Origin of the sequence: Paenibacillus sp. PAMC21692, from assembly GCF_014303795.1 — a bacterium.
Classification (GTDB): Bacteria; Bacillota; Bacilli; order Paenibacillales; family Paenibacillaceae; genus Pristimantibacillus; species Pristimantibacillus agaridevorans.
The window spans coordinates 4,513,432-4,527,558 of record NZ_CP060293.1 but is presented as its reverse complement, the minus strand read 5'-3'; the positions used below and the strand labels follow the sequence as shown (position 1 = coordinate 4,527,558).

The 14,127-nt window shown below is 53.6% G+C and carries 14 protein-coding genes and 1 other annotated feature; of the genes, 1 reads left to right on the top strand and 13 read right to left on the bottom strand.

Annotation, left to right across the window (positions count from 1 at the left end):
- Nucleotides 1-77: 77 nt before the first annotated feature.
- The 3 genes from H7F31_RS17810 to lspA form a co-directional block, all read right to left on the bottom strand.
- Nucleotides 78-1,313, bottom strand: coding sequence for an LL-diaminopimelate aminotransferase (locus H7F31_RS17810; protein ID WP_187099870.1), 1,236 nt, complete (start codon nt 1,311-1,313; stop codon nt 78-80).
- Between the two features lie 102 nt (nt 1,314-1,415).
- Nucleotides 1,416-2,372, bottom strand: coding sequence for an RluA family pseudouridine synthase (locus H7F31_RS17805; protein ID WP_187099869.1), 957 nt, complete (start codon nt 2,370-2,372; stop codon nt 1,416-1,418).
- A complete protein-coding gene (gene lspA / locus H7F31_RS17800) occupies nt 2,350-2,877 on the bottom strand; it encodes a signal peptidase II (RefSeq protein ID WP_187099868.1) in 528 nt (175 codons plus the stop codon). Before lspA ends, H7F31_RS17805 begins: the two co-directional genes overlap by 23 nt.
- A 228-nt stretch (nt 2,878-3,105) precedes the next feature.
- Here lspA and H7F31_RS17795 point away from each other — a divergent pair, with 228 nt between their 5' ends.
- Nucleotides 3,106-3,834 carry a TraR/DksA C4-type zinc finger protein gene (locus tag H7F31_RS17795; RefSeq protein WP_187099867.1) on the top strand — a complete coding sequence of 243 codons (729 nt, stop codon included), beginning with the start codon at nt 3,106-3,108 and terminating at the stop codon, nt 3,832-3,834.
- A gap of 39 nt (nt 3,835-3,873) precedes the next feature.
- Here H7F31_RS17795 and H7F31_RS17790 read toward each other — a convergent pair whose 3' ends face one another.
- The 10 genes from H7F31_RS17790 to pgeF form a co-directional block, all read right to left on the bottom strand.
- Nucleotides 3,874-4,287 (bottom strand): DUF5665 domain-containing protein, encoded by a 414-nt coding sequence (locus tag H7F31_RS17790; protein WP_315970500.1) that lies wholly within the window; start codon nt 4,285-4,287, stop codon nt 3,874-3,876.
- 86 nt (nt 4,288-4,373) lie between these two features.
- Complete coding sequence (gene ileS / locus H7F31_RS17785) at nt 4,374-7,466, bottom strand: isoleucine--tRNA ligase (RefSeq protein WP_187099866.1); 3,093 nt, start codon at nt 7,464-7,466, stop codon at nt 4,374-4,376.
- 58 nt (nt 7,467-7,524) lie between these two features.
- Nucleotides 7,525-7,829 (bottom strand) — a binding site (T-box leader).
- Between the two features lie 113 nt (nt 7,830-7,942).
- The gene (locus H7F31_RS17780; protein ID WP_087567704.1) at nt 7,943-8,440 is read right to left on the bottom strand and encodes a DivIVA domain-containing protein; all 498 of its coding nucleotides are present in this window, start codon (nt 8,438-8,440) and stop codon (nt 7,943-7,945) included.
- Nucleotides 8,441-8,670: 230 nt separating this feature from the next.
- Nucleotides 8,671-9,693 (bottom strand): ABC transporter substrate-binding protein, encoded by a 1,023-nt coding sequence (locus H7F31_RS17775; protein ID WP_261800033.1) that lies wholly within the window; start codon nt 9,691-9,693, stop codon nt 8,671-8,673.
- Between the two features lie 77 nt (nt 9,694-9,770).
- Nucleotides 9,771-10,973: an AraC family transcriptional regulator gene (locus tag H7F31_RS17770; protein WP_187099865.1), complete on the bottom strand. Its 1,203-nt coding sequence runs from the start codon at nt 10,971-10,973 to the stop codon at nt 9,771-9,773.
- Nucleotides 10,970-11,752 (bottom strand): YlmH family RNA-binding protein, encoded by a 783-nt coding sequence (locus H7F31_RS17765; RefSeq protein ID WP_187099864.1) that lies wholly within the window; start codon nt 11,750-11,752, stop codon nt 10,970-10,972. The genes H7F31_RS17770 and H7F31_RS17765 overlap by 4 nt, the downstream gene beginning before the upstream one ends.
- Before the next feature lie 10 nt (nt 11,753-11,762).
- Nucleotides 11,763-12,044, bottom strand: coding sequence for a YggT family protein (locus tag H7F31_RS17760; RefSeq protein ID WP_187099863.1), 282 nt, complete (start codon nt 12,042-12,044; stop codon nt 11,763-11,765).
- A gap of 7 nt (nt 12,045-12,051) precedes the next feature.
- Entirely contained in the window at nt 12,052-12,534 is a 483-nt protein-coding gene (locus H7F31_RS17755) for a cell division protein SepF (RefSeq protein WP_187099862.1), read from the bottom strand.
- Complete coding sequence (locus H7F31_RS17750) at nt 12,531-13,244, bottom strand: YggS family pyridoxal phosphate-dependent enzyme (protein ID WP_187099861.1); 714 nt, start codon at nt 13,242-13,244, stop codon at nt 12,531-12,533. The genes H7F31_RS17755 and H7F31_RS17750 overlap by 4 nt, the downstream gene beginning before the upstream one ends.
- 9 nt (nt 13,245-13,253) lie before the next feature.
- Nucleotides 13,254-14,108, bottom strand: coding sequence for a peptidoglycan editing factor PgeF (pgeF, locus tag H7F31_RS17745; RefSeq protein ID WP_187099860.1), 855 nt, complete (start codon nt 14,106-14,108; stop codon nt 13,254-13,256).
- Nucleotides 14,109-14,127 lie beyond the last annotated feature (19 nt).

Sequence of the window (14,127 nt, the reverse complement as noted above, 5' to 3'; positions counted from 1 at the left end):
TGTGGTTAGTGTTCGTCCAATTCAGCAGCCTATTCAAGGGTAGCGTTGGCAATACGTTCATGTTCGATCAAACTATCTTACAAGCTCAGCTTGCGGATCCGTTCGACTGCCTTAACCGTGTTCTCGCGGCTGCCGAATGCCGTCAGGCGGAAGTAGCCTTGACCGCTTTGGCCGAAGCCTACGCCCGGAGTACCGACGATATTGGCTTCGGACAAAAGTTTGTCGAAGAAGCTCCAGGAATCCATGCCTTGCGGCGTCTTTAGCCAAATGTAAGGAGCGTTTACGCCGCCGAACACTTCCAGTCCGATGGAAGCGAGTCCGTCGCGGATAATGCCCGCGTTGGTCATGTAATAGTCTATCAGCTCGGAGATTTGTGCCTTGCCCTCAGCGGAATAGATCGCTTCGGCGCCGCGTTGCGTCACGTAGGAGACGCCATTGAATTTCGTTGTATGGCGTCGATTCCACAGGTCGTTGATCACGACGGAGTTGCCGGCAGCGTCAAGGCCTTTAAGCCCGCGCGGCACTACCGTGTAGGCGCAGCGTACGCCAGTAAAGCCGGCTGTCTTGGAGAAGCTGCGGAATTCGATCGCGACTTCCTTGGCGCCTTCCACTTCGTAGATGCTATGCGGAACGTCATCCTCCTGGATGAAGGCTTCGTACGCGGAGTCAAACAGAATAAGGCAATTGTTTTCGCGAGCATAGTCTACCCAAACCTTCAACTCGTCCTTCGTCAGCGTCATGCCTGTCGGATTGTTAGGATAGCACAGGTAGATCAGATCCACTTTGCGGTCCGGCAGAAGCGGCTTGAAGTTGTTCTCCGCCGTGCACGCCAGGTAGACGATATTATCGTAACGTTTCGTCTCCCCGTTGTACTTTCCGGAGCGTCCTGCCATAACGTTTGTATCTACATAAACCGGGTATACAGGATCCTGAACCGCTACAATGCTGTCCGCGCTAAAGATCTCCTGGATATTGCCTACGTCGCATTTGGAGCCGTCTGACACGAATACTTCATTCGATGCGATTTCCACGCCACGGGTCCTGTAGTCGTTTTCGATGATCGCATTGACCAAAAAGTCGTAGCCTTGCTCGGGGCCATAACCTCGAAACGATACCGGCTGCGCCAGCTCGTCTACCGCGCCATGCATAGCTTTAAGGACAGCTTCCGGCAAGCCGCGCGTTACGTCTCCGATACCAAGACTAATAATTTCGGCTTCGGGATTCTCTTGCATAAATTTCGTACGGCGTTTTGCGATTTCGGAAAATAAATAGCTGCCTTGCAGCTCCAAATAGTTCTGGTTAATGGATGTCACTTGCATTCACCTGTCCTTGTTTCGATTTTTATCCGATTGAATATAGGATATCGTACTTGGACGTCAAGGATCATGCAGAATGTGAGCAAAAGTTTGCACTTGTTAGCGGTGACGCAGATTAACCAGTATTTGTTCCATATCGCTTGGCAAAGCTGCCTCAAAATGCAGCCTCTTTCCCGTACGCGGATGCGTAAAACCAAGCACTGCCGCATGCAGAGCCTGTCCGTTCAGCGGAACCGTCTTGTTGCGCCCGTAGACGGGATCTCCTGCCAGCGGATGGCCGATATACTTCATATGGACGCGGATTTGATGCGTGCGTCCAGTCTCGAGCTGGAGCTCCAACAGCGAATAGTCGTCGCCGATTCGCTCCAGCACGACGAAATGAGTGACGGCGGTCTTGCTGTTGCGATCCGTGACGGTAAACAGCTTGCGATCGGCAGCATCCCTGCCGATCGGGGCGTCCACGGTTCCTTGGTCATGCGGCAGTTTTCCATGCACGAGCGCGATGTATTTGCGCGTGACGCTATGCTCTTTGAGCTGCTCTGCCAGCGAGACGTGCGCAAGATCGTTTTTGGCGGCCATTAACAAGCCCGTCGTATCCTTATCGATTCGATGAACAATGCCCGGTCTTAGCAAACCGTTGATTCCGCTCAAGTCTTTGCAATGATACATTAACGCGTTGACAACCGTTCCGGAGGAATGTCCGGGAGCGGGATGGACGACCATCCCTCGCGGTTTATTGATGACGATGAGATCACTGTCTTCATACACGATGTCGAGGGGGATATTTTCAGGCTTAATATCGGCTTCTTGCGCCTCGGGGATGACCAGAACGACGGTATCTCCTTCGCTCAGCTTGTAATTCGCTTTGATCGAACGCCCGTTTACCGTAGCTGCGCCGTCTTTGATCCATTCCTGAACTTGCGTGCGCGACAAGCCGGCTTGTCCAAGCTCGGCCAGTTGATCCACTATAAATTTGTCCGTGCGTTCTCCAGCCGCTTCAGGCCGTATCCGCCATTCCAGATCGTCCTCGCGATCAAGAGACAGGTTGCTGCTCATGTTGTTCGGGCTCCTTGTTTTGCTCTTGGTTTTGTTTTCTTTTCTCATCCCTGGCGACGAGCAGCGTATCCAGCAAAATCAATCCGACGCCGATCACGATGCCGGAATCCGCAATATTGAAGATCGGGAACGTATAGCTGCCAAAGTTGAACTTGAAAAAGTCGACAACCTCGCCAAAGCGAACGCGATCGATGAAATTGCCGACTGCGCCGCCCAGCACAAGCGCCAGGCCCGTCAACAGAATCGGCTTGCCGGTTTTGCGCATGAGCTGAATATAAGTAATCAGCCCGATTAGAATAACGGTCGTAATAATGATGAAGAACGTTCGCTGCTCCTGCAGAATGCCAAACGCGGCGCCTCTGTTCCGGTGCGAAGTGATCAGAAAGAAATTGCCGATCACGCTGATCTCATCGTACAGCTCCATTCGGGTCGCTACGATTTTTTTGGTAATAAAGTCGAGCACGAACACGAATACAGCTAGCAGATAATACAAGAAAACACGCATGGGATCACTCCTATAAAGTTTGAAATGGCTATGTATTCCGGCACATACGACCGCTCCACATAGTGTAGCACAGGAACGGGTACGGAGCCAACGCAGCGAGGCGGGCATCATGCGGTACGAAGTGCAATAACCAGGCTTCCATGCATGTCCATACTGAAATCCGGCCATTCGGCAGAAACTACGCAGGACAAGACGAAGAATGATCAACAAAGGATGGTGCCCCATTCCATGAACTCATTATCGAAATCGCAACGCGACCTGCTCAGAAGCAGATTAACGGATGACCAAGCCGATATCGAATCACGGTTAGAGCGGAACGAACATGATGGACTGTCCGAAGCTTTGCGCGATTCTACGGGCGAGCTTTCGCCTATCGACAATCATCCCGGAGATGTCGCATCCGAGCTGTATGAACGCGAAAAGGACATTGCGCTCCTGGAGCAGGAGGAGTTGCACCTTAGACGGATCGAAGCTGCCCTCGACGCCATGGACAAGGGCAGCTACGGAACTTGCGTCGCATGCGGCAAGGATATACCGTTCGAGCGTCTCGATGCCGCACCTGACACCCTCTACTGCATCGATCACGCGCCGCGAAACATCGTGAGCGATAATCGTCCCGTCGAGGAAATATTTCTAAAACCTCCGTTCGGCAGAAGCAGCCTCGACGAACATGAATATAACGGCTTCGATGGAGAGGATGCCTGGCAGATCGTAGAGCGCTTCGGCAATGCGGATTCGCCTGCGATGTCGGAGAACCGTGACGTCGCCGATTACGACCACGTAGGCATAGAAGCGGACGAGAACGACGGCTTCGTGGAGCCGCTCGAAAGCTTTGTGGCAACAGACATTACCGGCCGTCACGTCTCGATCGTGCGCAATCGGGAATACGACCGGTACATGCATAGCAACGAAGGCGATTCCGACTTGCAATACGATGATCAATTCGATGAGAATTAACGCTTATCGCAAGAACGCTTCAATTAATAGTGCGAACCTCTAATATTGTTTGCCCTCAAGCTGAATCTGTACGATCTTAACGATATCCGCAATGTAATCGCCGATAATGGGCAGGTTGAGCGCACCGAGAATTCGAAGCACATACAAAATCGTGGCAGCAAAAAAAGTAAATCCAATTGCGATACCGACGCCCCTTGCCGTTCCGGCAAGCAGATTGCGCCAGATTAGCTTTAAGGGCTTGTTGAGCAAATCGACGTATTCCGCAATATGGGTACGTTCCATATTGGTGGCTACGTTCTCCAGCCTCTTGTCGACGGCTTCTAGCGATCTTTGAAGCACGGTGAGGTCCTTAGGTTCGTGCACGGCAGTCTGATTTTCTTGTTTTGCATGCTTCAACTCTTTTTTTGCGTCTTTGTCGTCCGTCCACTTCGAGTTATCCCGCTTCATTCGCATCGCAACATTACACCTCCGTTACAGACAAGGAAAGCCCGCTCCGCCGGCATGGCGGCAAGCGGGCTTCTTACTCTTATACTATAACCTTAACCCTTGATGAAAATGCCAATTTCCTGATCGCCAAGGGAAACTCGTTCCATGCCTTCCGCTAGCCCGAAGGATAAGGATTGAAGCAAAACGTTTTCGTTCAACACGTTCTCGAACGTCCGAAGCGCCTCTTGAAGCGTCGGCTCGGCGTCCAGCACAAGGTCGATGCGTTTCTCGATGGGCAGATCCAGCTTCTTCCGCGTGTCCTGAACGGCGCGAATCACCTCGCGAACCCATCCCTCTTGCTCCAGCTCCGGCGTAATATCGGTATTTAGCGCGACGGTCACGCCGCTGTCCGATGCCGACGCGAAGCCCGACTTCGCTTGTTTCTCCACAAGCAGCTCATCGATGGAGATATCCAGCGTTGAGCCGTCGTCGGTCGTGAAGGAGTAGCCTCCACCGTTAACAACGGCGCGTGTATCGTCCGGCGTCATGGCTTTCAGGGATGCCTGGATAGGGCCTACGTATTTGCCGTATTTCTTGCCGGCAACCTTGAGATTAAGCTTCAAAGTGAAATCAACAAAGCCGCTGTCCGAGGTTTGAACGGTGATGGCCTTGACGTTGATTTCGTCCTTGATGATTTCCTCGTATTCGGCAATCGCGAAGTCGCGATCCAGCGATACGATCAACTCGGATAACGGCTGGCGCGTCTTGATGGATGTTTCGTTCCGCACATTCCGCGCAAGCTCGACAATTTGTTTCGCGCTGTCCATATCCCGTTCCAGCGCGGCATCGATCAGCAATTCATCCGAAGCCGGGAACTCGGCCAGATGGACGCTGTCTTCGCCGCCAAGATTGCGGTACACGTCGTCCGCGAGAAGCGGAGCGTATGGGGCGATCAGACGAGATAACGTCATCAGCACGTCGCGCAGCGTCGTATATGCGGCTATCTTATCGGCCGAGAGGCCGCTGCCCCAGAACCGATCGCGCGAACGGCGGATGTACCAGTTGCTGAGCTCATCCACGAAGTTCTCGATCGCTTTGGCCGGATTCAGGAAGTCGTTGCTATCCAAGCTTTTGGCAACTTGAGCAATCAGGCTGTTCAGCCTCGACGTAATCCAGCGGTCGAGCTTGTTGTCCGATCTATCGGATTTGTGCCGCGCAGGATCAAAGCCGTCAATTGTTGCGTACAAAGCGTAGAACGCATGCGTATTTACGATCGTGTCTATAACTTTGGACTTTGCCTCGCCAACAATGCCGCGCGAGAATCGTTTGCTGTTCCAAGGTGCGCTGTCTGCAAGAAGCGCCCAACGGAATGCGTCCGTTCCGTACTCGTTGATGATCTCCCATGGATCGATAACGTTGCCCTTTGATTTGGACATCTTCTGTCCGTTCTCGTCCAGGATATGTCCCGTCGAGATAACCGCCTTGTACGGCGCCTTGCCATTATAGAGCGTGGATACGGCCAACAGGCTGAAGAACCAGCCGCGCGTCTGGTCGATGCCTTCGCAAATGATGTCCGCGGGATATTGCTCCTCGAACGTCGCTTCATCTCCGAACGGATGATGCTGCTGGGCGAACGGCATGGAGCCGCTGTCGAACCAGACGTCGATTACTTCCGGCGTACGACGCATTACGGCGCCTTCCGCGAACGGCGACTTCAGTAGAATGTCGTCTACATACGGCTTATGAAGCTCAATATCCTCAGGCACTTCACCAACGGCACGGGCACGTAAATCCGCGATGCTGTCCGGCGCGTATTGCTGTCCCGTCGCCTCGCAAACCCAAACGTTAAGCGGCGTTCCCCAGTAACGGTTGCGGCTGATGTTCCAATCGACCAGATCCTCCAGAAACTTGCCGAAACGTCCTTCGCGGATATGGCCCGGGTACCAGTCTACCGTGCTGTTGTTCGCGATGAGCTGATCCTTGACCGCCGTCGTCTCGATGAACCAGCTTTCCGTTGCATAATACAGAAGCGGCGATTTGCAGCGCCAGCAGAACGGATAGCTGTGCTCATAACGCTCCTTGGAGTAGAGCAGCCCCTTCTCGCTAAGCATCTTAACGATGTCGACATCGCAATCCTTGACGAAACGTCCCGCAAGATCCGTTACCTCGTCTACGTAGCGTCCGGCATTGTTTACGACGCTCAGCATGCTGATGCCGTTCGCGCGGGCGACTTTGTAGTCGTCTTCGCCGTGCGCGGGCGCGATATGGACAATGCCCGTACCGCTGCTGTCGCTGACGAAGTCGCCGGCAATAACGATATGGCCTTTCTCGATTGGCACGTATCGGAACGGCGGCTCGTAAGAACGGCCGACCAGTTCCGCGCCTTTCACGGTGGACAGGATTTCGAAATTCTCTTTCAGGACGGACTCCGCCAATGCGGCTGCCACAATGTAAACCTCGCCGTCCTTCGTCGCGCGAACATAATCAAGCTCGGCGTTTACGGCAAGCGCTACGTTCGCCGGGAGAGTCCAAGGCGTCGTCGTCCAAGCCAGGATGAATTCGCCGGAATCCTGTAGCTTGAATTTCGCGGTCGCGCTAAGATCCTTTACGTCCTCGTAGCCTTGCGCGACTTCATGCGAGCTCAGCGTCGTCTGACAGCAAGGGCAATACGGGCTTACCCGATGGCCGCGGTACAGCAGCCCTTTTTTGTGAATCGTGGACAAGATATGCCACACGCTCTCGATATATTCGTTCTTCAGCGTAATATATGGATTATCCAGATCCGTCCAGTAGGCGATGCCTTCCGTCAATTCGCGCCATTGCTTCTCGTACTCGAACACGCTGTCCTTGCACTTTTTCACAAAAGCTTCTACGCCGAAATTTTCGATTTCCTGCTTGCCGGAGATGCCAAGCTGCTTCTCGACGCCAAGCTCTACAGGCAAGCCATGAGTATCCCAACCCGCTTTGCGCACGACACGGTATCCGGACATCGTCTTGTAGCGGCAAATAAAGTCCTTGATAACCCGTCCGAGGACGTGGCCGATATGCGGCGCTCCGTTGGCTGTCGGCGGTCCCTCGTAAAAGACGAAATTCGGCTTGCCTGCCCGGTTCTCGATCGATTTCCTGAACGTGTCCTCTTCTTTCCATTGCGCCAGTACCCGCAGCTCGCGGCTGCGCGCGCGTTCCTTAACGTCTACGCGTTGCATCTCTCAACAGCTCCTTCAATTGATATGTCGGCAAAAAATAAAATAAACCCCGCCCCTGTAAAGGGACGAGGTTTGCTCGCGATACCACCCTTGTTCCGCAGCCTGTACAGCTCCACCATAAGGAACTCTCTGATCATCCCGACGACGATCAGCGGCTGCGACACCTTGTCTGCGAACCCGACTTCGATTCGCGGTCCTTGTAACGGAGGACTGGCCGTCGACGCTTAATGCTGCAATTCTCGCAGGTTAGGCGGCGCTTCTCGGAGAGGATATTCGGTAACGGCTCATACGCCGGGCTTGCAGCAATCGCCGGCTCTCTGTGGAATGATTCCGATACGTACTTGTTCTCGTCAATGAAGTTACATTCATCTTATGTTGTCTTTAATAGTTAAGTTATAACGAATTCTCGAACGAATGTCAAACGATATTGTCGCAAGAGTACTCCTGCAAACATCGAAGCTGTCTCCAGCCAGCCCCTAACCTCTCAACAATTCGCGCTCCGAATCGCGGCTGGACGAATCCAGCGTCTCCCAGCCGTCCTGCGACAGCAGCTCGAGCTGCGCTTCCACAAGCGTGCGGAACCGCGCGCGGTAGATCGACGCCTGCTTCTTCAGTTCTTCTACTTCCAGGGCGACCTTGCGGGACTTGTTGAGCGAATCATTGACGATGCGATCGGCATTCTTCTCGGCTTCCTTAATGATCAGCTGAGCTTCTTTCTTTGCATTGTTGCGCACCTCGTCGGCCGCTTCCTGCGCGACGATAATCGTTTTGCTGAGGGTTTCTTCGATATTGGAGAAGTGGTTCAGCCTCTCTTGCAGCGAAAGCATTTGGTTCTGAATTTCCTTGTTCTCGCGAATCAGGGATTCATAATCCTTAATGACCTGATCAAGGAATTCATTCACTTCGTCTTCATCGTATCCGCGTAATCTGCGGGAAAATTCCTTATTATGTATGTCCAATGGCGATAACGGCATTGGAGCACCCCCTCGTATGAAGTTATTACGTGGCGGACGACGGATTCTCCGTTCGCAATACGCCAGTCTGTTGAAGAGTAGGATTCGACAACGTTATCCCTTTTTCCTGCTGCCGCATAAAACTATTTGTGTACGAAAACCATGATTTCGACAATTCTTCCCAGCGTAAGCGGCTTCCTTCCTAATATAACAAAGGCTCCCCCGATTGTCGGAGGAGCCTTCCCGTTTCGCTATGGCGCCAGCATGCCCAGCGCTTCCTTCATCGTCTCCCGAATGGTCACGATATCGGAACCGTAATACTTGTCCGTCTCGAGCCGATGGACGTTGCCGTTTTTGACGGCGTCCAGATTGCTCCATAGGCCGGATTTCTCGATTTCCTCGAATGCCGACTTGTCGTCGCCTTCCTCGCGCACGATCAGGAAGATGTGGTCGCCCGCGTATTCCGGCAGCAGCTCCAGCGAAATTTCCTTGGCCGACGCGAATATATTGCCTTCGATCTCGGCGGCCACCGCCTCCGGCGCTTTCGCCTGCAGGCCGCTTCTGAGCATGTATCCCCCGAAGTTCCGGTTCAGGTAGATGCGTAGTCTGCCCTTCTCCACGCGGAAGATCGTCACGGTCTCGTCGCCGATGGAAGACTGCAGCTTGTCTCGGGCGGCTGACGCCTCGGCTTCGTATTCTTGGATCCACTTCTTCGCTTCCTCCGTCTTGCCTACCAGTTCCGCGATCTTCGCGAAAATATCGTAGATGGGATCCTGCTCGAAGGAGATATAGAAGATCGGGGCGATCTTGCCGATCTGTTCCATTTGTTCCGGATAGATTTCCAGGAACACGGTAGGCGCGATGACGAGATCCGGAGCGAGCAACGTGACCGTCTCCGGGTTAGGCGGGTCTCCGATGCGCTCCACGCCTTCCATCTCCGCTTGCGTGTACACAATCTTGAAGCCGTTGTCTCCGGAACCTACCGGCTTGATCCCCAGGGCAAGCAGTTCGCTTGCGAACTCCCCCGCCACGATCGCCGAGGGCTGTACCGGCACTTCGACTTCCCGGCCAAGATCGTCCGTTACTTTTTTCGTCTCCGGCAATGCCTCGGCGATTGCCGTCGGTTCCGGCTGCGCCGATGCCGTTGGCGCTTGCGTAGCCGCTTCGTTCCCGTTGCCCGAATTCTCCGAACCGCATGCGGCCAACAATAACAGGACCGCCGTTAACATAAATAGAACCCCTAAACCTCTTCTCTTGCCCCGCGATCGTTGCATATGAACCTCCTGATGTGATAATGATAATTAATATCACCATCAGTGTATACGGAATTGCCTATGCAAGCCATGGACGGTTATTGCGCGCCCGATGGATGTTTGTGACGCTCTTCCCCCAACAATAACCTGGCGGCTTCCTCCATTTGCTCGGCGATCGAGACGGGATCGAACGACAGCCAGCGCCCGACGTCCAGCCAGAATACTTTGCCGTTGGCCACGGGGGAATACCTCTTCCACTCCTCCGTGCGGGACAACGTCTCGAAGAACGCTTGAGCCCCGTCATCCGGCTGCAGGATCACGAAGAGATAATCCGCGCCATAGAACGAAAGCTCGAAGGGATCGATGACGCTGGAATGATAATAAGCGTTCACGACGGACTGCATTTTGATTTTGTCGGGAGGCTGGGCGCCAAGGGAGCGATAGACGGGATATCCCATGTTCAGCATGCCGTACATCTGAAGCCCTTGCTCCCGTATGCGCAGTATCGCTACCCGGCTATCGCCGATCGCGGAGCGAATACGCGTACGCAGTCGGTCTCTTCGTTGCTCGTATCGCGCGATCCATTCTTCCGCTGCCGGAAGCAATTCAAGCCGGCCTGCAATCAAAGGCAGTTGGTTGTAAATGGGATCCTGCAAGGGATCCGCCACGATAACCTCGCATGTTTCCATGTCCATCACTTCTTGTTCGATATCATCGCTTGCGGCCAGAATGACATCCGGGCTCCATTCCGCGAAATCCTGGACGGACAACCGATCGCCGGCCGCTTGAAGCCGCTCCGTCGTCATGCCCGCCGGGACCGGGCATGCCCCCAAAGCATTCCAATCGATAGCCACTGGTACCACGCCTAACGCTGCGAGATAACCGTAGCCGTATGAAGCCACGACGCGGAGTTCCCGCCGCACCGCGTAATAAGCCGGAGCAACCCCTACCATCTGTTTGAACCTGCGGCTGAAATGATAAGGATCGACGAAACCGACCTTGCGCGCCACTTCGGTGATGGACTCGCCGGAATGACGCAATAGCCGTTTGGCCTCCTCGATCCGGATGCGGGTCAAGTACTCCAGGGGACTATAACCCGTATGTTTCTTGAAAATACGAGAATAGTGCTCCTGTTGCAGTCCCGCAATGGATGCGAGGAAATCCCTCGTTAACGGCTCGCGCATATGCGACAGCATGTGTTTGACCGTTCTATCGATTTTCTCTTTGGATTCGGCGGTAGCCGGAGCAAGCGCGCCCCTCGTTGGCTTGGCGAGCTTGCTGGACGTTCGTTCGCCGTTCATGCGAATTTGCCGACCGTTATGCGAATTCGGCCTTTTTTGGTCACGCCGTCGACTTCGAGCACCTTGAACCGCCCGAGTCCCTTGAACGACACGACGTCGCCTTCCTTCAGAGGCTCGGAGGGATCCTCCTCCGTTTTCCAGTTCACTCTGCAGCGCCCGGCTTTGATGGGATCCACGATTTTGGAGCGGCTAATGCGGTATACGTCGCTTGCGATGCCGTCCAGGCGCATGGATGCGACTGTGAGACTCATCTCCTCCAGCTTGGGGAGCAGCGCTTGCAGCTTTTCGATGGGAAGCAGCTCTGTCAGAACGGCTAAACGGTGAACCTGGCGCAGATGGATGTTCAAATAATCGGCGATTTCATCGGTGACGATAATGTGAGCGAAACTCTCGTGGACATGGATATCGCCTATTCGATCGCGTTTAATGCCTAGCCCGAGCAGCGCCCCCAGGAAGTCGCCATGATCCAGCTCCAAGTGACCGTTGCCGCTCGCGTGGACGGCAAGTACGGCAATAGCCGCAGACTCGTCATCCAGTATGCGGTAATCAGGCGCTATGAGGGCTCGTCGGCGCTCTGCCTCGGGATAACCGCCTTCCAGACGTATCGTGACGTCGGCATTGCGTCCCGCTAGCATGGACAGAATTTGCGCTTGTCTCGGGTCTAAAAAATCGGTCCGCTTCAGCTCATGAAGCTGTGCGGACCGCTCGACCCATTCCACAGCCCGGTCGACGAACGCTTTCTCTTCCGGGTGGAAATGTTCATATATGCTTGCTTTCATACTCATCGCCTTAGCCCATACCGAACAGGAATCCGACAACGGCAATCAGACCCATCCGCACGAAATTCAAAGCGAGAAGCGCAATGATCGGCGACAGATCCAGCACGCCGCCGATCGGCGGGATAAATCTGCGGAATATGCCGATGTAAGGCTCCACGATTTTCCCTAAAAATTGTCCTATGAAGCTTTCCCGAGCATTCGGGAACCATGACAACAGGACATATCCGATGATGAGATAGCTGTAGATGTTTAATGCGAGACCAATAAAATTAATAACTTGTAATTCAAACAATTCAAGGTCACCTCATTTTAGTGTAATCGTTCTCTTCAGCAAGCATTTCTGTAATGGCCCCTTGAATTTCAACCGAATCAGGCGTACACAGGAAGATGTTCGGTCCAAGCTTCGAGATGCTACCGTTTAAAGCGTATACCGTACCGCTTAAGAAATCAACAATGCGAAGCGCCAGATCGCTGCGAACGCGCTGAAGATTCACAATAACCGCCCGGCGGGAGCGCAGATGATCGGCGATCTCTTGCGCTTCGTCGTACGAGCGCGGCTCGCTAAGCACGACGCGCACGTTCTTCTGCGAGTGAATGCTGACGACATTGTTGGCGGAACCGCTGCCAGCAGCGCCAATGGAGCTGTTCCTGTTGTTTCTACGTTGTTCGAAAGCTGTGGTTTCATGTTCCTGCTCGTCTTGCTGGGCGACGCGTTCTCTCTCCACGACTTCTTCTTCCTCTTGCAGACCGAGAAAATTCATGAATCGGTTCATCACGCTCATAGTTCATCCTCCTCTTTTCCTACTAGAATACTACCCAATCTGATCCAGGTTGCACCCTCCTCGATCGCTACTTCGAAGTCCCCGGACATCCCCATGGACAATTGCGAAAAGGACTCGTCTGCCGCGCCTGTTGCCAGCATCTCGTCCCTAAGCTCTCGCAAGCCTCGGAATACGGGTCTGGCAGCTTCCGCTTCCAGCTCGTAAGGAGCCATGGTCATCAATCCAATGGGTTTAATGGTTGGATATTCCTTAAGAGCGCCTAAGAAATCTTGCAGTTCTGCCGGCTCGATTCCGTGTTTGCTCTCTTCACCGGATACGTTCACTTGAATGAAACAAGATACGATAACATTCAACTTTTCGGCTTGCTTATGTATCGCCTCGGCCAGAGACAGCCTGTCCAAGGAATGGATGTAATGAAATTTGCCCACTACATCCTTTGCCTTGCGGCTCTGCAAGGATCCGATGAAATGCCAGATCGGGCTATCTTCTACAGGCGATTCTTCATTAAGCGTGCGCCACTTGGCTTCCGCGTCCTGCCATCGATTCTCCCCGAGATGTCGAAGGCCGCTCTCGTAAGCCTCTTTGGTCCGCTCCAGCGATACATATTTGGTTACTGCAACAACGCCGATCTCGTCGCGTTTACGCCCCGCACGGAGACATGCCTCTTCTATTTTGCGCTCAACCTGTTGTATGCGATCTTGTATAGTCATCTTGAACAATCACCTTTCTGCCAATCCGATCCAGCTGGCCATGCGGCCGGTCTTGCCGCCTTCCATGCGGTGGGAGAAGAAAAGATCAACCCTGCATCCCGTGCACCACTTGCTTAATTCGATACGAGTCGGCAAAATTCCTGCTTTTATCATAATCTGTCGGTTTAATTCTTTCAAGTTCAGTCTTGCTTTGCCGCTTGCCTCGGGAATCATGCATGTCAAGGCCAAAGCCTCGCTTAATCCAAGCCGGTTCATCAAAGCTTCGACTTCGGTAATGACCAGACCGTCTACTTCATAGCAGCATTCGCCAATGGATGGACCGATTGCGGCAATCAATCGTTCAGGACGAGTGCCGTATGCCTCCGACATTCGACGAACCGTCTCTGCGGCAATCTCTCCTACCGTCCCTCTCCAACCCGCATGAGCAAGCGCAACCGCCCGATGCTCCGGATCAAAGAAGTACAACGGGACGCAATCGGCGTAGAAAGACGTTAGCAGAATACCTTCTACATCCGTCATGATTCCATCGCAGCCTTGGATGGTATCGTTCATCGACGATCGTCCGCGGCCTCTCTCTCCTTCGCGCACCTGATGGACGGCGGCTCCATGGATCTGCTCCGCACAGGTCCATGCTTCAAACGGCCAACCGATATCTTCCGTCAGTAAGTTTCTATTTTCGATGACATCGCCTTGTTTATCCCCTACATGAAGCCCGATATTCAGGCTATTCCAGGGTGCGGAGCTGACGCCTCCCGCCCTGCCGGAGAAACCTGCCGTAAGCCCGGGAGCTCCATCCATCCATTGAGACAACAAAAAAAGCGAAGGTTCCTTCGCTGTTCCATCCTTGCGTTGAAACGGTTCCATGCGGATCACCTCTTGCAAA